Source organism: Phocaeicola vulgatus ATCC 8482 (assembly GCF_000012825.1).
GTDB lineage: Bacteria > Bacteroidota > Bacteroidia > Bacteroidales > Bacteroidaceae > Phocaeicola > Phocaeicola vulgatus.
Genome location: NC_009614.1, coordinates 4,614,549 through 4,636,198 on the forward strand (window position 1 = coordinate 4,614,549; position 21,650 = coordinate 4,636,198).

Sequence of the window (21,650 nt, forward strand, 5' to 3'; positions counted from 1 at the left end):
TAAGTAATAAGTTCAGAAAAGACTCCAATATGATAAACTTGACTAAATACATAAATAAGGATTCCAGATATAAATTATTATTTATGCCTTTTTCTTCCATAATAGTACCATATATTGATATTGGACAAGAATTATCCAAAGCAATAGAATCTAATATAGACAACAAAAGATTGTCATTAATTGCAGGCGATGCTCTTGAGAAAATAATCAGTAGCAATATTGTAAACGATAAAGATATCGGTAAATACATTGCTATTAAAAATATTGGGATTCTTTTTGAACCAGCTTTGAAATTCAATTTAAGAGCAAAAATAGATTCCTGGGCAAAATCCTTTATCCTTATAATAGATTCAAATGAAGGGACTGCTATAAACAATATCTTTTATTTGGCAGGAGATTTTAAAAGCTCATACTCAATAAACCTAACTGAAATTTCGAATAAAACAATTTACAATGAAATATAGCGACCTTATACAATTCGATCCTATTGACGAAATTATCAAGTTCGGACAACTTGATAACGAAGATTATCGTGAGAAACTGGTAAAGAACTTTGTTTGTTCTCAGACATTTGAAAATTATATTATTCCACAGATTTGTGGTAAATTGGATCTGAACTCAACAACAGAAACTAAAGGAATTCAGATTGTAGGTAATTATGGTACCGGTAAATCTCATTTAATGTCTTTGTTTTCCATTATAGCCGAAAATGCAGACTATCTTGACCTGGTTCAAAGCGAAAAAGCAAAAGAGTGGTTAAAGACAATTGCCGGAAAGTATAAGGTGTATCGTTTTGAATTAGGCAATAACCAGGAATTATGGGAAGTAATAACATTCAAAATCGATGCTGCATTAGAAGAATGGGGCGTAGATTATCGCATATCGGATGATGACACTCCCCGCACCTATTCTGAGAAACTAGAGTTAATGCTGGCAGCCTTTGAGGAAGTCTATCCAGACAAAGGCTTTATGCTGGTGGTAGATGAGATGCTGGCATACCTGAAAGGAAGAAGCGAACCTGCTAAATTAAACAGAGATCTTCAAGTGTTACAAGCTCTTGGACAGATGAGCGACCGTACCCATTTCCGTATGGTTTTCGGTGTACAGGAACTGATTTACCGTTCTCCTGAATTCCAGTTTGCCAAAGATATGCTGGGACATGTAAATGAAAGATATGTCGATTTGACTATTCAGAAGGAAGATGTACAATTCATTGTGCAGCAACGACTGTTGCAGAAAAACGAACACCAGAAAGCACAGATACGTAAACATCTTTCCCAGTTCACTACTATGTTTCCACACATGAACAACAATCTGGAAACATACGTAAACCTATTCCCTGTCCATCCGTCATATTTTGAAAATTTCTCACTCATTCGAATAGGTAAAAGTCAGCGCGAAGTCCTGAAAACCCTTTCAAAAAAGTTCAGTACTATCATAAACGACGAGGTTCCGACAGATAAACCAGGTCTCATTTGTTATGATTCCTATTGGCAGGATATGCTAGGAAATGTAGATTTGAATGCCGACCCCGACGTAAGCAAAGTAAGTTCTATCACAGCACTGATTGATCAAAAGATAGAAGAAAACTTCACCAAAGGACTTGCCCCAAAGAAGGTATTGGCTCACAGAATTGTTTCAGCAGCAGCCATAAAAATGTTACAGGCAGATTTAAGCCATCCCAACGGGGTTTCTGCCGAGACATTGGCAAATGATTTATGCCATGTAGATATTACATGCGAAAATTTTGACGAACTTGTAGACTTGGCATTCACACGTGTACTTGATTCTATCGTTTCGGCAACTATCGGACAGTATTTTGTTAAAGGAGAAAACAACGAATATCATATTCGTATAGAAGGTGGTGTAAACTACGAACAGAAAGTCAAAGACTATGCAGCCCAAATGGGTGATGGCCAGAAAGATGAATATTTCTACATGTTCCTTTCAGAAGTTCTTCCGGTTGAAGGTGAAACATATCGCAGAAACTTCAGAATATGGGAACATCATATAGAGTGGCAATCACATAAATGTAGTAGGACAGGGTATATTTTTATGGGTAATCCCAATGAACGTTCTACCACTCAGCCACAACAACATTTCTATATATTCTTCATGCCGATTTTTGACACGAGCAATTCTTCAAGACCTGCTGAAAAGGATAGTGTTTATTTTCTGATGAATGATTTAAGCGAAGAGCTGAAACAAAAGATTGTGTTATATGGTTCTGCCCTCTCGCAAGAAGGTAGTGCAAGCACAGATGAAAAGCCTCGTTACAAACAGTTGCGGGAGAAATATTACAAGGAAGCCAGAAATATGTTCAACAACGAGTTCCTGGCTAAAATCATGGTAGAATATATAGGCGACAAGCATCCTATGCAAGGTATGCCTGGCGCACAAGCTGATTCCAAAATCGATGCAGTAAGTGCCGTCACGTCGTATATCATGGAAAAACAATTTGAGCTAGAAAATCCTCATTATCCTAAGTTCTCAGCTTTGCAGCAACCTCTAACCAATGAAAACAGAGAAAACCTCTTACGTTCGGCCCGTGCTAAAATTGCATCACCAACCACGATAAACAGGAATGGTGAAGCTATCTTGATGGGACTTGGATTATGGGAAAACGGAAGGCTTAGTTCCGAACATTCAGAATATGCCCGAAGTATAAAAAACAAGCTTGAAGCCAAAGGAGGACAAGTTTTGAATCGGGATGAAATTCTGGAAGTTTTCTATGCTGACACGCATGAATATATCTCGATTGATTATCATATCGAAGCTGACCTTGAGATGCTTGTGCTTGCTACTATGGCAGCACTTGGCGAAATTGAGATAGTATTGCAGGGAGGAAGCCGAATTAATGCCGGCAATATATCAGATATAAGTAAACTCAATCCACAGGATTGCTATACATTCTCCAATGTATGTCCACCTAAGGGAATAAACATCCCTCTTGTAAGGGAAATATGTTTAGGCTTACTGGGTGTGGACCGTACAAACGAGCTTGATAATCCCAATAGCAGTATCTTTGCTGATTTACTGGCCAAAGCTTCAGAGTTGGAGAATATTATAGTGACACTTCAGCATAAAATTCAAGGAGGATATTATTTTCTTAACGATATAGAAATCATTTCAGAAGATGATGCCCGCAATTTTGATGTAGAATTGGTTCGTCTGAAAGGTATTTGCAATCACATGCAGCGCTACAACACCAAAGCCAAGATGCGTAACATCGATTGGCCGATAGACGTTGTAAAAACGGCCATGACCGAAACTCGCAGCAAAGTGTTTGAAACTTTAGACTTGATGAAGGAACTGGATGGATTCAGAGATTTGGTTTCATATCTGCGCATTGCTCTATCAAATGTAAATGATAATGATTTGAAAACAGAAATAATCTCTTCCATTGACGGAATCAAAGAAGTAATAAACAAGGGAAAACAGGCAAGAGATGCTTACAAACTGAAACTGGAAGCACTCAAAGACAGGTATGCGACATGGTATATGGAAGCTTATCTGAAAGCTCATATAAGCGAAATAGATCATGGAAAGAAAAGTGCGGTAATGCTAAGCACCGAGAAACAATTGTGTGACATCATAAAGAATGCTTCATTTATCAATCCTTCAAGATATGACAACTGGTTGAGGAAGATGAATCTATTGAAAGTAGTAAATTCTTCAGTCAACAAGAATGCGATTCTTTCTGTACCTACATCTGTAGATGGCTTTAATCCATCCATGCAAAAAGATGAATTGCCGGAACTGGAAGACTTAAAAGATGAATTGAAAGAAATCTATGCAGAATATGAGCAAGGCTTTCATGATGCGTTGGAAGACCCTACCATTCTGAGAAATAAGGAAATGCTTACTCAGGAAGAGAGATCTACCATACAACAGTTTATTGACGGAAATATTACTCTGAATCCGCAATATGCACGCATATTGATTGATATTATCAACAAGCTCCAGAGGAGTTTTACAAAGGTAGAAATCAATCATAACGAGATGCTTAAAATATTCTCCCGTCCTATGACTAAACAGCAGGCTCTTGATGCCTTGGCAGCATATATTGATAATCATAGCAGAGGACATAAGCCGGAGGATATTCGAATAATCGTAAAATAAATAAACAGATTTAAATGAGTTCAAAAGATATAAGCCCTAGATTGTTTCTTGATGATGAATTTGAAGAAACAAAGATTGTACCAGATAAAGTTGTTTGTTTAGGAATGGAATTCCCAAGCGAAGATGCCCGTCGTGAGTATTTTCGTGCAGAGCTTCGTAAAAAACTGCCAGAGTTGAAACAAATCGAAGGTTTCCCAATTGGAGAGGATGATGATATAATCAATCTCTCCGATCCTCCTTATTATACGGCTTGCCCCAATCCTTGGCTAAATGATTTTATCGAAGAATGGGAAAAGGAAAAAGTTGAATTGGAAAAAGAAGGGAAACGTAAAGCAAATTTTGAGGTAAAAACGCCATACGCAGCTGACGTCAGTGAAGGGAAAAACAACCCGATTTATATGGCTCATGCCTACCATACAAAGGTACCACATCCTGCAATAATGCGTTATATATTACATTACACGCAACCTGGCGATATTGTATTCGATGGTTTTTGTGGCACTGGAATGACCGGTGTTGCAGCACAGTTATGTGGCTCAGAGAATGATGTAAAGGCTTTATTAAAAAAAGGAGAGAAAGCTGAAATTGGAGTCAGACATAGTATCTGTTCTGACCTATCTCCTATTGCCTCTTTAATAGCAGCTACATATAATCTAAAATTCGACCCCAAAGCTTTTGAAAGAAAAGCATTAAGAATTCTAGAACAAGTAGAAAAAGAACTTGGATGGATGTATGAAACTGAGGTAGATGGTAAAAAAGCCAAAATTAATTATACAATATGGAGTGATGTTTTTGTTTGCCCATCTTGCGGAAATGAGATTGTTTTATGGGACGAAGCTGTTGATTTAGATAAAGAAATAATGAAAGATTCTTTTCCATGTCCACATTGTGGTAATACTTGTTCCAAGAAGAATATGGAAAAAGCATGGGAAACTTCATTTGATTCGTTATTGAATAAAACAGTTACATTGAATAAAAAAGTTCCAGTAAGGGTTAATTATACTTTATCTGGCAAAAGAGGAGAAAAAAATATAGATGCTAAAGATAAGAATCTTATTGAAAATACGAATTTATATAAATTAAATCTTAATTTATACACTAACAAACTTCCATTTGGAGAAAAAACAAAAGCAATAAAAAGTTCTAATCACATAGAATATTTACACCATTTCTTTCATTTGCGTAATTTTATATTAAACAATAGAGTTTCGGACTTATCAGGAAAAGATATATATCTTCAGAGTTGGTTAACATCAATAATTCAAAATAGTTCCTCAATGTATAAATTTCGGTTAGATCGAAAAGGAGGTATATTAAATGGAACTTTTTTTATCCCATCATTAAATATTGAACAAAATCCTATTAAACTGCTAAAATCAAAAATAACAGATTTCAACAGATGTTTCTATGAAACTAGAGGAAATTCTGCCATTAGTGTTAATTCTGCGACATCATTATATAATCTACCAAATTCATCTGTAGACTATATTTTTATAGATCCACCTTTCGGAGCTAATATTATGTATTCTGAATTAAATTCAATATGGGAAGGATGGCTAAAAGTAACAACCAATAACAAAGAAGAAGCAATCATAAACAAAGAACAAAAGAAATCTTTATTTGATTATCAATCACTTATGTACAAATCATTCAAAGAGTTCTATCGTGTTCTAAAACCTGGTAAATGGATTACCATAGAATTTAGCAATACTAGCGCATCTGTATGGAATAGCATTCAAAATGCATTGCAAAGTGTAGGATTTGTAGTCGTAAATGTCGCTGCAATAGACAAAAAACAAGGTTCATTTAATGCTGTAACTACCACTACTGCAGTAAAGCAAGACTTAGTAATTACTTGCTATAAACCTTCTGATGCCATAATAGAGAAATTTGAAAAATCTGAAGATAAGGCCAAAACAGCAATGGACTTTATCGAAGAACTGCTTGTACATCTACCTGTACATTTAAGCAAAGGAGAATCTACAACAGCTGTAATTGAACGTAGCCCTAAGATATTATTCGACAGACTGATATCCTACTATGTACAAAAAGGCTATGCCATCCCTATGGATGCCCAAGAGTTTCAAAAGCAGCTTAAAGAACGATTTATAGAAAGAGACGGTATGTTCTTCACGGCATCACAAGCAATTGAATATGAACAAAAGAAAGAAAAATGTTCTGGTTTTGTACCTATGGCACTATTCATCAGCAGTGAAGCTGAAGGTATAGAATGGTTGAAAAGAGAGCTTCAAAACTCGCAGACATATTCAGACTTACAGCCAGAATGGATGAAGAATATGCTTCCTCCTAAAAAAGGAGACGTTCTTCCGGAACTAATGTCAATCCTTGAAGAAAATTTCATCAAAGATGAAGAAGGTAATTGGCGTAATCCGGACCCTGAAAAGGCTGCCGACCTTGAAATAATCCGAAATCGCAGAATGATGAAGGAATTCAACATGTATCTGGAACAAGCCCAAAAACCGAAAGCAAAGAGAATGAAAGATACCCGTCTGGAAGTATTGCGCTATGGTTTCAAAGAATGCTACAAGCAGAAGAACTATCAGGCTATAGTAACCGTAGGTGACCATATTCTGGAATCACTTCTACAGGAAGACGAAGTTCTGTTGCAGTACTATGACATTGCTTCATCAAGGGTATAAAATATAATAATCAAAGCAAAAATGACATCTGACATAAAAAGACATATAAAGGAATTGATCAGTGGTTCCGAAAACTCGGAGGTTGAATTCAAATCAGCAAAAGGAGGATTGCCGGAAAGCTTCTGGGAAACATTTTCTGCATTTGCCAATACAAACGGTGGAATCATCGTATTAGGTATAAAGGAAAAGAATGGGATATTCATGCCCGACGGTCTTAACAAGCAGCAAATTGATACATATAAGAAACGTTTCTGGGACTGTGCGCACAACAAAGAAAAAGTAAGCGCAACAATGCTTGCCGAACGTGATGTGTATGAAACAGACATCGATGGAAATTTTGTTCTTCTATTCAGAATACCAAGAGCATCGTATGACATCCGACCGGTATATCTTACAAGAAATCCTTTTGGAAATACTTTTAAGAGAAACCATGAAGGAGATTACCACTGTACTGATTCTGAAATTCGTCAGATGTTTGCCGATGCTCACCATGCAACTTTACCTTTTGACAATCAGATATTACCGAACTATTCGATGAATGATATTGATGTCGCTACATTAAAAGGGTATCGCCAACGGTTTATGCTCCGCAAAGACAATCATCCGTGGAACGAATTGGACGATTTTAATTTCTTATGCAAAATCGGAGCATATCGTGTGGATAGAGAAAACGGTCAGGAGGGATTCACTCGCGCCGGCATTCTGATGTTCGGTAAAACAGAAAGCATTACAGACCAGGTTTGCTGTCCATGGTACTTCGTAGATTATCAGGAAAAACTAAGTAATAACACCAATGAAAGATGGTCGGACAGAATATATGCAGACGGTTCCTGGAATGCTAACCTCTATCAATTTTTCTTCAAGGTATATAACAAGTTATCACAAACACTACCTGCTCCATTTTTATTAAACGGTATAGAAAGAACAGAAGAGACATCTGCACATATTGCAATTAGAGAAGCTTTGGTAAATTGTATAGTCCATTGCAATTATGCAGAACAAGGTAACATTCTTATTGTTAGAGAGAAGGACAAAATAACATTCAGGAATCCGGGAAGAATGCTTATTTCTGTAGATGACTTTTATGTAGGAAGTCAGAGTGTTTGCCGTAATCCCATTATTCAGAAGTTCTTTATTCAATTAGGTTATGGAGAAAAAGCTGGCAGTGGTGCTGATTATATAGTAAAAGGAGCTATTGATAACAAATGGCATATCCCTGCTCTTGTAGAACATGTTCAACCTGATACTGTATCATTATATCTTTATCTTAATGATGCTAATGATACAAGCTATGATGCTAATAATACAAGCTATGATGCTAATGATACAAGCTATGATGCTAATGATACAAGCTATGATGCTAATGATACAAGTTCTAATGAACACGGTCAACGTCTAACTAAAGAGACACTAATAAATAGGGTTCTTGAAATATGTGAAGATTGGATTACAATAGATGAAATATCAGAAAAAACAGGTAAAAGCCGTCAATATTTAAGAGGAAGGATTATACCAGAGATGCTGAAGCTTGGCCTATTGGAGAAACAATACCCTGATGCATCAACCAGTCCAAATCAAAAGTACAGAAAGAAACAATGAAATACAATGGCAAGAGTGTTGAAATAATAGGCAGCAAGACTTTATTTGGAAAGGATACAGTATGGATTCATATTCTTGAGGACAACACCTTTGTACAAGTTTTGCGTTCTGACCTTGAAGATGATATAACTGATGATAAGAAAATCGGTATGTCATACGTTCGTTATGTAGCCATAGCTGCACGAATAAAAGAGGAAATGGCACAAAAAAGATTACTTGCTCCATACGAAAGTAGTCTGATACCACTTCCTCATCAGATTTTAGTACTGGAAAAGGTAATGCAAGGCATACAGACAAGATTTCTTCTGGCTGATGAGGTAGGTATGGGAAAGACTATTGAAGCAGGTCTTATCATAAAAGAAAAGAAATTAAGAGGTGAGCTGAAACGAATCTTGCTTGTTGTTCCCAAGTCGGCAATGCTTCAATGGCAACAAGAGCTCAAGGAGCATTTCAATGAAAGCTTCTACATATATGACAGTGAATTCATTTCCGGTATGGCTCGTACATTCGCAAGTTTTGAAGCCGAAGAAGAGTTAAACTTTTGGAAGCAGCATAATCAGATTATCGTCTCTACAGATGCCCTAAAGCCATTGATAGCAAGACAGGGATGGACTCAGGATAAAATAGATGAATACAACAAGTACCGTCTTGAGGCTGTGGTAAATGCAGATTTTGATATGCTTATCTTGGATGAAGCCCATCGTATGGGTGGTTCTACTGCATTAGTGTCAAGATATCAAATGGCAGAAACCTTATGTAACTCTGTTCCAAATGTCCTATTACTTTCAGCAACCCCACATCGCGGAAAAAGTGATCATTTCAGAAGAGTACTTCAATTAATTGATTCGGATGCTTTTACAGGGGAGGGCACGCCAAGTATTCAAGAAATTGAGCCATACATAATGCGTTCTGAAAAACGTAATGCCGTAGACTATGATGGCAAAAAGTTATTCCAACCCAGAAATACAGTAAGAATCAATGTAAATCTTGATAATGACCAACATAGATTACAAATAGCTCTTTATAAGCATGTAACTGAATACGTACGCTATTGTTTTGGAAAAGCTAAGCACGGCAACAGAAATGCAACTGGTCTTGTAATGGTCATGATGCAAAAACTGGCCAGTAGTAGTACCGCTGCCATACTGTCTGCCATGCAGACCAGATTATGGCGTTTGCAGAACGGCTGTGTAGATGACATCAGTAATTATGATGAAGAAGAAACGGTAGATTTTGAGGATTTGAACACTGAAGATTATTCTGTGGAATATCCGAATGCAAACTATATTAATGAAGAAACTGCTTTAGCAGAACTTATTGCCGAAGCTCAAAACTGTATTGCATACGAACAGGATGCAAAAACTACAGCATTGATTCAGAACATCTATTCTCTGCAAGACAAATATAATGATTCAAAGCTTAAGATTCTAGTATTCACAGAATTCAGAAAAACACAAGCCTATCTTAATGAACAACTGGAAAAGGCTGGATTTACCACAGTTGGCATAAATGGCAACATGGACTTGCAAGAGCGACAGAAAGCATTAATAAAATTTAAAAACAATGCTCAGGTCATGATTGCAACAGATGCTGCAGGCGAATCTCTGAACATGCAGTTTTGTAATATCGTGTTCAACTATGATTTGCCGTGGAATCCTATGGCTATAGAACAGAGGATAGGACGTGTGGACCGTATTGGACAAAAGCATCCTGTCATTGCATATAATATGTTGACAAACAACTCTGTAGATACCCGAGTTTATGAGATTATTGTAGAAAAACTTGATGCCATACTGAATGAACTGGGAATTGATAAAAGTGGAGATGTACTGGATTCTACAATAAACATGAAAGATGTAAATCATCTCTACCTTCAATCATTACTCGACCCTAAAAGATTTGAATTTGCAAGTGAGAGTTGGTTATATGAGATACGGCAAAAATTACACGATTATAAGGCCACAGAAGGTTTGCTGCCAGCTTTCTCTGAACAAGATATTGTGAAAGAAAGTGCAGGAGAAGTAAAATACAGCCCTCTTCCAGTTTGGCTTGAAGAGCTGCTGAACCTTTATGCCATAAGTGAAAACGGAAAAATAAACAAGTTACTTACAGGTGTAACTGAATATGAAATAAACGGACAGAAGATAAACGCATGTTTTGATTCTTCATCAATAGGGTTTAATCCTGAATGTGAACATTTAACCTTGCAGCATCCATATATTAAGCGTTTGCTCGATGGTATTGACGGGAATAGCCAAAAGAAAATTCCGGTTATCACATCACACGATGGAAATGACATTAATGGTTTCCTCACTGTTTGGAAAATATCTGCCAAGAACAATTATGAAACTAAAACAACCTACAGTGCTCAATTTGTGGCAGATAATGGTAAAGTTTACGCTCCATACGGCAATGATGTTTGGAACAGACTTGTACAAACCAAAGATGCATTTGAATATTGTGGTGAAATGCCTTATAATTTGGATTTTGACAATAATTCCATTCTACAGAATAATCTACATGCAGTGTTTCACAGGATGGAATGTGAAATAGAAAATAATCTTAAAAGCATATTTGAAAAGAAGGTTAGAGCAATAGATTATTCTGAACAAAGAATTAGCAAAATTGGTATTAGCAATATAAGAAATTCAAAACTGAAAAGGCTAAAAGAAGAAAGAAAGAATTGGCAAGCCGCATTCGAAAAATCAAAAAGTATTATCCCAGATGTAACAATGATTTTGACAGTTAGAGTAAATGGATAGTTTTATACAAAGAATAATAGATAGCATCACATCCGAAACACATCTGATTAGTGTCGTTAACAATCCGGATGGTTTCTTAAGCAGACCTGATACACAAGAGAAAATACTCAAAGAGTCAGGTTTGCTCCTACTCCCTATTGAGTCTTCTATTGAACTAAGAGTACGTTTTGAACTAAGTGATAAAAACTCCGGAAACAAGGTATGTTACATTTATGACGATGTGGAAAGTATTCTACCTGATATTATGATGCATATTTATGTAGCACCAACTTTTAAGATATCTAAATTACTTCCTGCATGTAATGAGATAGTACTACTCAAGGCAAAAAACCTTACATTCAATATTGCATCTTATATATACAAAAAGAAGTTTACCAATACACTTACAGCACAGGAAACCATTAAATTATTGGAAGAAACCGATAGCATATATGGTACAGATGAAGAAACACTTAAAAAAGAGTTGACTAGAATTCCATTAAAATGGGAAAAGGTTGAAACAATAGAAAAAATATCTTACTTGTTACTTTCCGCAATCAAGAACAATTTATACGACAATATTGTTTCTGTTCTAGAAACCATTAATGAAGATTTTCAAAAGTTCATTGACAGTAAATATGCTTCAATGATTAACTCTTCAGCCATTCAAAGGCCTAAAATGGTACATAAAATATTGCCTAATATATTACATCAGCACTCCAGAACAGATAAAGTTGCACTTGTAGTCATAGATGGAATGAGTTATTGGCAATATCTTTTGCTGAAGAGAGAACTAAGTTTTCTAGAAATAGGAACTGATGATAATCAAATCCTTTCATGGATTCCATCCATTACAAAATTATCAAGACAGGCTATATTCAGAGGTGAATCTCCTGTTATTGAATATAATCAGTCGCCAAAGTCTGAAAGCAGTTTATGGATTGATTTCTGGACTTCTTCAAAACAAAAAGCTGCGAAACGATTGCAAACTTATGAAGTAGGATATATTCACGGCAGTTTGTGTCTGGATAACATGCAGTATCGTAGAATTGCGTTAGTAGATACAGATCTTGATGAAAAAATGCATTCTTCATCCAGTAATAAAGAGCTGTATCTTCTTACTGAAAATTGGGCACACGATACAGCTAAAGATATAAAAGAATTACACGAAAATGGGTATCATATATATATAACTACAGATCATGGTAATGTATATACTTCCCCATGGAGAAATCTGACTTCACAAGAAAAAACTTTTCTTTTTGAAAAAGAGAGCAGGGGCAAACGCCACTTGATTTATTCAAAAAAAGAATATCTTGACAGATTTATATCATCCAATAATGATATTGAAAATCAACTTCTCAGTACGGAGAAATGGACTAATAATAGTGCTGTATGGAGAAATCTGTATAGTTTTAATAATAATGAATGTATAACTCATGGAGGATCTCACTTTCTTGAAGTAGTAATACCTTTCATCACAATTAAAAAGAAATAATATGGGAAAAACTGTTGGAATCAATCAGCGAATAAGTATAAATGTAATTGAGATGGCTATGAAAGCAGCCTTAGAAGGGTGTTATTCATCTGAATTTGCAGCAGATTTGGCTTCAGGAGAATATGAAGGGAGCAACAGAATAAATAAAGCACGCAGTATCATAGGTAGATTATCTATACGTAATCCTTTATTCCCTTTTATTGAAGAACACAAGAATGAGTATTATGTAGCAATGAAGCATAAAAGTGATAGAGCAATTATCTTTACATCTTTAATTAATGCCGCATATAGTTTTGGATATGATGCAATGGTTGTCCTTGGAAAATTCTTCCATGTTCAGGATGAAGTATCAACACAGCTCATACTAAATAAAATGTCTTCAATATACGCTAGTAATCGTTCTTTGCCCAATGCTCTATATTGTATAATGCCAATGTACATTGAAGCCGGTCTGATAAACCGTCCTAAAACAGGCATTTATACAAAAGTGTATTACGAAGGCGTTTCTACATTTGCCCGTAAACTATATATTAAATCATTTTTGGTTCATAATAATTTAATACAAGAAGAGGATATTGACTCTTTGGAACATCCTTATTTTGAGTTTATTCTATAGACCAGTGTGTCTTTTATAATTTATGAAGGTGTAGTTGATTTACACCTTCATAAATTATAAACAAAAGTTAATTACTATTTTTGTTTTATATAGACAGCTACTTTAAAACGATTCTCCAACGGTTTTGTACTATCGTTTTGGCTAATTACTGCTTTAAATAATTTATTCCATCCCATATCAAGAATATCTTTAATTAGCCGTCCCTCTTCTTCGGGAATTACACCAATCACATTACCTTTCCCTTCTTCTTTTGTAATACCAACTTGATTAGTTAAACCTTTGAATTTTTTGTTATCTAAATCATTCTTTAAGTAAACTTCTGTTCCTACTTTGACATTTTTCAAAAACTCTAGACCTTCACACTCAAGGACTTTCTTTAAAGCAAATTCTTTGTAAAATTTTCCCATAAACTAATTTTTTTTATAATTAAAAATATCATTATCAAATTGTTGTTCAACAGACATTTGTCTAATTTTATCAAGCCAGTCTATTATCTGCCTTGGTGAATTTTTAAACCCTTCAGTCTGATGCCTTTCAATAGCCAAAGCTATCAAAGAATACTCTCTTTCCAACGATGTAGAAAATACGCCCTGATCATCTGTATTAATTGAAACAGCTATATCATGTTTGTTGTAAGGAGTATTCAAACCACTATTATAAAATTTCAGTATTGGATGTTCATCATAGTTTGACATCTCTCCTATTTTGTAGTTGGAAGTAGGATTACATTCTATAGATATTCTTTTGCTTTCAATCTCTTTAAGTAATTGCTCTTGTATTGCCTCAAGAAGCTTATAAAAATCTTCTACATAGCTTTCTTTTATGGTAAAGGCTACAGCTTCTGAGCCTCTCTCTACAATTTCATCTTTGTGATACTGATCGAACAATTCAAGCGCATTAATATTGAATTTTGCAATTTCTATTCCATATTCATGATTTTCTGCGCAGTTGTCCCATTCCTGTTCTAATTCATCATCACTTTCTTCCATATCACTAGCAAATTTAGGATTATTTCCTCTTAACACCCACGACTGATAATAGTCATTGATATTATTATTAACATCAGGATCATCCAATAATTCATAATTAATCTTACCATCCTGATATATTTGCCCTTGATACACGTCATAAAAATATTGATTAAATATTCCTTCTAAATAATAACAAAGAGAAGTATAGCCAAAAAGTCTTTTACACTTATGATGTAACCAAGCCATATTATCAAGCAGAACTTGCTTGGTACAGCATATAGTGTTATAACGCATGGAATAGTATTTTCTTACATCAGTACCTAGTACAAGACAATGGCCTAATCTGTCACCATTTTTCAAGTTAAAGTAAATCATAGCTTCCTCGACTGCACGAAGCCCATCTGCTATATCATAAAAATCTTCTCCAACATGATAGGTTATATTCAAATCATTAGGTCTTTGTCTTCCATTATTCTTTATATTATGGTATCTAAGGAATCGAAAAGCTTGAGCAAAGACCTCTGGACGACACATGAGTTCTGTGTTTGCAGTATCAATTCCCACAACATATCCAGAAAGAGGATAATCTTCGGAACCTACTCCAAGATATTCAGCATTATTACGGAATTTATGTATAGCAAAAGCTCTTTTTTTGATATCTTCTCTTAACTCCTTATGCCTATATTCCTTATCCTTTCTTTCATCTCTAGACTTTATAAAATGTAATATAATTGAAAATCTTTCTTTATATTTTTCATCTACACTTTCCGCTATTTCTTTTATTTTTTCTGCTATGCCTTCTGCTGTTGTATCAGGAACTATACGAGTTTCAAGATACCTATCTTTACCATTTATTAAAAAAGACTCTATCGCTGCTTTATAAAGAAATTTCTTATGTCTTTTTGCAATAAACTTATCTTTTATTTCTTCATACAATGTAAAATTGTGAAATCCAACCGTAGAATTTAACTGAATTATCGCATTTCTAAATTTAACCTTATAACAGAGATAACTATAAAAAAGAGAACTTATATCTTTATAGTCATCACACCCCTCTAATAATAGTCTAAAAACACTATACATCAGTTCTCTTTCAGATGAAAGTATAGATCTAACATTATCCTTATTGTAACGTGGAATTCGTATATAATCCAAATCCTGATAGTCAGATTTATCTTCAAAATGTTTTGATGTTTCCTTAGCTTTAGACAGTAGAAATTCCAATGAATGTGACTCCAATAATTGACGTTTAACAGATTCATCTATTGCACTTTTTGCAATAGCGTCATTTGCATTATTTATTTTATCGTCAATGATATTTGACAATTGTGCAGATGTAATTTGGGCATTTTCTGATAGTAATCCGGTTCTTGAGGCTAAATATAAACGTATGGCACATGCTCTATACATTTTTGCATAAAGGTCTTTATCCCATCCGTAAGTTTTCCGCAAGTTATAAACTTCGGTAAAAACATTCTCCATGCTCGTAATATTGTTCATTATCGAAAGCCAGCTTATATCAAAATTATATGAAGAGCCTTTTAAGTGCATGTGGAGATCTGCCATTTTATTTTTAAACAGAGCATTAATTTCCTTATTATTATGGTCAATATATGCCGGCCAATCAAAATATTTCCTTTTGGACTTGTTAACAATATCGAGAGATGCTGCAAATACAGTAGTAAATGTATCTTCTCCAAAGAGATTTGAGACATTATGCCATCTTAATAATTTGGAATAATGACAAACCGGATCGTTGTTTTTAAAATATATAGTCTTACAAGCAAAATGCAACAACATATTGAAAACTGACAGGTCAAAAGATTTTAACTCTTTATGAGACTTTAAAGGTTTCATCCACTCAGAAACTACAACCTGCCCTACTATTGATTCTTGATCTAAAGTATTATATGCATTAACCTTTCTTAATAGATATTGAATCTGCGATTCTTTCATCTCCGTATCGGGACGTGGCATTTCACCACGGTTATATTGATTATCCTTTTGCAACATATCCGCACAAAAAAGGACTTCATCGCCATCCTGTTCCTTAAAAACAGCTTTCAGCGCATTACTTAAATGTTCCATTATATTATAGATTTATTAGTCAAAAAGTTGTTTTATCTCTTCTATTGTAAGTTTTTCATTTATAGTATTGAATAATTCGGACATTTCCTCCTTATTTTTATGTAGTTCCAAAATTTTTTCTTCAACGGTATCTTTGCAAACCAAACGATATACCTTAACATCATTTTTCTGACCTATCCGATGAGTACGTGCAAAAGCCTGACTCTCAACAGCAGGATTCCACCAGTCATCCAGCAGAATTACTCTATCGGCAGCAGTAAGATTCAGTCCTGTTCCACCTGCTTTTATACTTACCATCATAACTGTGGCAGAAGGATCATTCTGGAATGTATTGACAAGTGTTTGTCTGTTACGCGTCTCACCTGTAAGTATTAACGGGTTCAGTTCTTTCAGTTTCGGATGCTTTATAAGCAACTCCAAAGCTGAAGTAAATTGTGAGAACAATAATACTTTATGGTTTTGTGAAACGAAATCCTTTATAAGTTTTATTGCGAAATTGAATTTAGAACTGTCTATAATCGCTTTTCCACTCAGACTAAGTGGCAAAAGACTGGTGTTTACACAGCATTGTCTTAATCTTAATAATCCCTCAAGTGCTATACTGGTCAATCGTCCACTTGTTCCATCACTCATAGCAAGGAGAAATGTTTTTCTTACTTTGGAATATATTTCTCTTTCTTCCTTCGAAAGCTCTATATATACATTTTTCACTACCATATCAGGCAGATTCAAAACCTCATCCTTTGTCCTTCTTAATATAAACGGTGACAAAAACATTTTAGAAAGTTCCACTACCCTCTTTCTATCGTTAGTGTCAGTCAAACTCTTGATTTTATTATATATCAGCTCAGTTTCTGGCTGTATAAGTTTAAATTGTGCCCATATTTCATCAATAGAATTTTCAATGGGAGTACCACTAAGGATAATCAAATAATGCCTGTTAAGTGACTCTATGGCTTTATGACGATGTGTATTGTCATTCTTTACCATTTGTCCTTCATCTACTATTATTGTATCAAATTCTCTTTTGTGGTATTCCGAGGCATGAATCCTTATGGCTTCGTATGACTGTATTTCAATTCTTTCTAATAATTGGGGAGTAAACTTCATTATCTCATTTTTCCAATTTGCAGTAAGTGAAGCTGGACATATTACAAGAAATCTGTTATTTTCTTCAGTTATTGTAGTAAGATAAGCCAATGTCTGTAGTGTCTTGCCCAATCCCATATCGTCAGCAAGCAGCCCTCCCCTATGATTCTTTCTGAGCTGAGACAACCACATAACACCATCCATCTGATATGGTTTCAAATGTACATTCACATTTTCAATAACTATCGAAGTTATTTTTTCTCTTTCGCTATCAGATAAAGGTATTATAGGTTTATAAAAATTCTCGATATTTATATTGTTGGGAATCAAACTACCGATAAACTTCTCAGGAGTAAGATTCTTTATCTTATCAGAATCAAACAAATTAAAGTTACCATCTGACTCTACATAATTTCTGCTATTAAGATATGCATGAAGAATATCTTTAATATTTAAAGAATCAGGACTTTCTTCATTTGCAGATGAAAACCACTCTATTCCATTCTTATCTCTATGATATGAAGCTGTAGTGTATGTTCCTTTAGAAGAGGGTAAATAGAGTTTCCATCCCTTAGATATAAGTTCTGTAAGTACCTTCACATCGGGCTTGTCTAACGATAAAGTGCTGTATAATCTGTCAAGATTTGAATCAATAGATTTTATAAATATATCTTCACCCTCTTTATCTCTGTAAAAGAAATCGTTATTATCATTTTTAATTGGAATGGAAGTATAACATATTGGATATAATGTAGCAGAATCTTCATATCTAAATCTTAGATTCATTTTCTTCCACCACGCCCGAATATCTGATATATAAATTTCTCCACCGATAAGTTTTCCTTTGCAAATAGGTATTTTATCTAGGGAAACAGAGTTTTTCAGAACAGATGTTATATTCTTTATTTTTCTTAGAGATGAATTTTTCCCTCCAGAACGCTGGTATATCCATTCATGATTAGACAAAACTTGAATTAGTTCTTCATTCACCATTTGCACTGGAAAGAAAATAAACGGCTGTTCTTCCTGTCCAACCATAAACAGGATTTGAGCCAAACGGTCTGTCTGAAAAGTTTTGGAACGACGAATATCGTCTCCGTTTACTTTTCTTTGAAACGGAGACAAAGACCTGGAACCTGTTTCCATACAGACTTCAATGTCAATATTTCGGTTTGAAGTCGTATTATTCAATATACACACAAACCTGTATTCCATCAATCAAACTTATAAAAATAATTAAAGCTATCTATCATTCTTTTCTTCAGCTTATTCTTTTTTTCATCATTACAACTTATCTGATGATATGGCAAAGCTGAAGATTGTATTTTACCTGCAAAATCAAAATCATCAATTCTACATCCACCGTCACAAATATATCTCAATTCACAGTCTTTACAAGGGATAACATTCTCAACCGAAGTAGCCAAATGTATTTCTTTACCTTTTTCCATGAAAAAAGACATTGGTTTCTCAGTAACATTTCCGAATGATTCCATTTCGTTTATTCTGTTACAGAAATAAACATTTCCATCCGAACTGACAGATATACCTCCTAATCCACAATTTATAGCTACCAAATTTGCAGTATGACCAGCAAGGAAGTTCTCATAATCTGCATTTTCATCAACATGCTTTTCTATATCCTTTATTATTGCAGAGTATTTTTCGTTCTCTTCAGCTTTAAAATGCACATCTCTACCTGGAAGAAGCTTTTTGCTAAGTTTGAAGAATACATCTTTACCTGATGTTTTTTCTTTTATCAAATCGACCAGATTTTTGTATCGGGTCTGTGTATTCTCATTAAGATTGTCATAAGTAAATGTAGTAGCGACAGACGTCTTTACTCCAGCATTGGCAAATTTCACAATAGTATCTACAACTTTTTCAAAATGCCCACTTCCTCTTACCATGGAGTTTGTTTCTTCATCAACACCATCAAGGCTAAACTGAATTTCATCAATAAATAGAGCCAAATCATGTATCAATTTACCTGACCACAACAATCCATTGGAAAGAACAGTACTTTTCAAGCCTAAATCATGAGCATGACTTATTATTTGCGGGAAATTTTTAAACATAAGAGGTTCACCACCAGAGAAAGTTACAAATTCTCCTCCATTCTCTTTGAATGAAGTCAGAACTTTCATCCAATCTTCTAATGTTAATTCATTTTCCAGTTTTTTCCCGGACAGCATGAAACAATGTTTGCATTTAAGATTACATGCATTTGTAATATATATATTAAGCATTTTGTAACCTTCAAGATATTCCTTAGTTACCTCACCATTAACTCCTGCAAATTTTCTTGCAAAAATTGCAGCCAATACAATCTTTAAATCACCCATTGCTTCTTCACTATCCACCGTCTCTATTACATCGCCAACGCACTTTCCAGAACGTAGCATATTTAGAAAATCTATCTGTCTGGAATTATAAAGAACAATCCAATTTGCTGTTTGTACAGCAATAACCAGATAGAAATCATTGATTTTTTCTACAACTATTTCTTCGGGAAAATGAAGTATATCATCGTAATCCAATTCTCCGTTCATAATTATCAGTAGTGATTTATTATAAAAAAAATGCCCCACTTTTTTCTGGGGCATCAATATTTCTGTAAGCCAAAATTAGTTTTGGTTTACATCACAGCGTTTGAAGCAATACATAGCCCCTACGCGTTCAGCATCAGAAATCTTTTTTTCTGACCAATTGAATGTAATTTTCTTTTTCATTTTAATTTATTTTAAAATTTATAATTATAAATAATGTCTGTTCTCTATTAACTTAGTTATTAAAGTACAGCAACTTTTTAAATCTTCTATATCTATGGTCTCTACAGGACTATGCATATATCTACAAGGAATACTCAATAACAATGTACGTATTCCATCACGGCTAATCTGAACCACATTAGCATCAGTACCGGTAGGACGTGCACAAACCTCTACCTGATAGCTGATATTCAAATTCTTTGCCAAAGATACAACTTTTTTCGTAATTTCATTATCCATATTGGGACCAATTGCAACAACAACACCTTTTCCCAAATTTATATCACCATCTCTTATTGGAGACATTCCAGGGTAATCTGTTGCATGAGTTACATCCAAAACTATACATATATCCGGATTTATAGCAAATGCAGCAGTCTGCGCTCCTCTTCCTCTAAGTTCTTCCTGAGTTGTGGCAACATAAAATATGTCATCATTACATTTTTTTTCTGCAAGTATTTTAGCTATAGAAACCATTGCTGAAAGGGAGCATCTATTGTCCATAGCCTTTCCTATCACCTTTGTACCTTGTTGATATGCTACTGATTCCAATGTTCCTATACTACCAACTTCTACTAACTCTAAAGCTGATTCTTTATTACTTACGCAAATATCAATCCACAAATCTTCAGGATTTAATGATTGCTTAGAACCAGAATCCTTTTGGAGATGAATTGGTTTAACTCCTATAACTCCTTTAATAATACGATTATCAACACCTTTTATCAACACTGTTCTACCCGGAAGAATATTAGTATCTATTCCACCTATTTCATCAAAATACAAATAACCATTATTATCAATATAAGTTACTATTATTCCAATTTCATCGGCATGAGCAGTTATCATTATTTTTTTTCGTGTATCTCCACAGCCATGTTTTACTGCTATAGCATTACCTATATTTGTAAGATTAATCTCATCAACATATTGTGACATTTCTTTGCACCATACATCAATAACTTCTTTTTCATAACCGGATGGTGCAATTATACTTGATACATGCTTTAGAAAACTTGTATTAAACTCCATATTCAATTTTTTTTAGAACACAAATTTACAAAAACTTATTTGAATATCATCAAAAGCAGCTTAAAATGACAATTGATCACTATTATATTAAAATAATTAAATCAACAACTTGATAAATAGAGAATTATCATTTTGACAAAATGAATCATACCTTATACTCAAAATTGCAAATTTACATACTCGAATGATGAGATTTTAAAAGATTGGATTCTCAAACAACAACGCAATTACAATTTAACACTATAAAAATGTAATATACAAAAGAAGAACCATCACAAAGATCAATACGCTAACACTACAACAACAATTAGCCACAACACCTTACGTATTGACATAAGCAATACATTGCAAAATATATTCCATCTAGACAAAAACAAGAAACCTTTTTGAAAGATTTAGAGTTTACATAAAAACGAGTAGGCATTTAAAAATAAATATACTGGTGTTATAGATCTAATTCCCT

The 21,650-nt window shown here is 34.4% G+C and carries 12 protein-coding genes; 7 read left to right on the forward strand and 5 right to left on the reverse strand.

Annotated elements, in window-relative coordinates; translation table 11 throughout:
* Positions 1 to 29 precede the first annotated feature (29 nt).
* From BVU_RS18755 to BVU_RS18785, 7 genes are read left to right on the forward strand one after another with little or no spacing between them, the layout of a single operon-like run.
* Complete coding sequence (locus BVU_RS18755; protein ID WP_105093529.1) at positions 30 to 464, forward strand: hypothetical protein; 435 nt, start codon at positions 30 to 32, stop codon at positions 462 to 464.
* The gene (locus BVU_RS18760; RefSeq protein WP_012055867.1) at positions 454 to 4,122 is read left to right on the forward strand and encodes a DUF6079 family protein; all 3,669 of its coding nucleotides are present in this window, start codon (positions 454 to 456) and stop codon (positions 4,120 to 4,122) included. The genes BVU_RS18755 and BVU_RS18760 overlap by 11 nt, the downstream gene beginning before the upstream one ends.
* A 14-nt stretch (positions 4,123 to 4,136) precedes the next feature.
* Positions 4,137 to 6,782, forward strand: a complete 2,646-nt coding sequence (locus tag BVU_RS18765) for a DNA methyltransferase (RefSeq protein WP_012055868.1) — start codon at positions 4,137 to 4,139, stop codon at positions 6,780 to 6,782.
* Between the two features lie 21 nt (positions 6,783 to 6,803).
* Entirely contained in the window at positions 6,804 to 8,381 is a 1,578-nt protein-coding gene (locus BVU_RS18770) for an RNA-binding domain-containing protein (RefSeq protein ID WP_012055869.1), read from the forward strand.
* The gene (locus BVU_RS18775; RefSeq protein ID WP_012055870.1) at positions 8,378 to 11,143 is read left to right on the forward strand and encodes a DEAD/DEAH box helicase; all 2,766 of its coding nucleotides are present in this window, start codon (positions 8,378 to 8,380) and stop codon (positions 11,141 to 11,143) included. Before BVU_RS18770 ends, BVU_RS18775 begins: the two co-directional genes overlap by 4 nt.
* Positions 11,136 to 12,620, forward strand: coding sequence for a PglZ domain-containing protein (locus BVU_RS18780; RefSeq protein WP_012055871.1), 1,485 nt, complete (start codon positions 11,136 to 11,138; stop codon positions 12,618 to 12,620). The genes BVU_RS18775 and BVU_RS18780 overlap by 8 nt, the downstream gene beginning before the upstream one ends.
* A 1-nt stretch (position 12,621) precedes the next feature.
* Entirely contained in the window at positions 12,622 to 13,236 is a 615-nt protein-coding gene (locus BVU_RS18785) for a hypothetical protein (protein WP_012055872.1), read from the forward strand.
* Between the two features lie 74 nt (positions 13,237 to 13,310).
* On the opposite strand, the gene BVU_RS18790 is transcribed toward BVU_RS18785, so the two are convergent.
* The 5 genes from BVU_RS18790 to BVU_RS18810 all read right to left on the reverse strand — a co-directional run bounded on the left by BVU_RS18790 (position 13,311) and on the right by BVU_RS18810 (position 21,187).
* Positions 13,311 to 13,643 (reverse strand): hypothetical protein, encoded by a 333-nt coding sequence (locus BVU_RS18790; protein ID WP_012055873.1) that lies wholly within the window; start codon positions 13,641 to 13,643, stop codon positions 13,311 to 13,313.
* 3 nt (positions 13,644 to 13,646) lie between these two features.
* Positions 13,647 to 16,295 (reverse strand): hypothetical protein, encoded by a 2,649-nt coding sequence (locus BVU_RS18795; protein WP_012055874.1) that lies wholly within the window; start codon positions 16,293 to 16,295, stop codon positions 13,647 to 13,649.
* Between the two features lie 15 nt (positions 16,296 to 16,310).
* Positions 16,311 to 18,530 carry a DEAD/DEAH box helicase gene (locus tag BVU_RS18800; RefSeq protein WP_158303742.1) on the reverse strand — a complete coding sequence of 740 codons (2,220 nt, stop codon included), beginning with the start codon at positions 18,528 to 18,530 and terminating at the stop codon, positions 16,311 to 16,313.
* A 68-nt stretch (positions 18,531 to 18,598) separates the two neighbouring features.
* Positions 18,599 to 19,936, reverse strand: coding sequence for a radical SAM/SPASM domain-containing protein (locus tag BVU_RS18805; protein ID WP_012055876.1), 1,338 nt, complete (start codon positions 19,934 to 19,936; stop codon positions 18,599 to 18,601).
* Positions 19,937 to 20,140: 204 nt separating this feature from the next.
* Positions 20,141 to 21,187, reverse strand: coding sequence for a M20/M25/M40 family metallo-hydrolase (locus BVU_RS18810; RefSeq protein ID WP_012055877.1), 1,047 nt, complete (start codon positions 21,185 to 21,187; stop codon positions 20,141 to 20,143).
* Positions 21,188 to 21,650 lie beyond the last annotated feature (463 nt).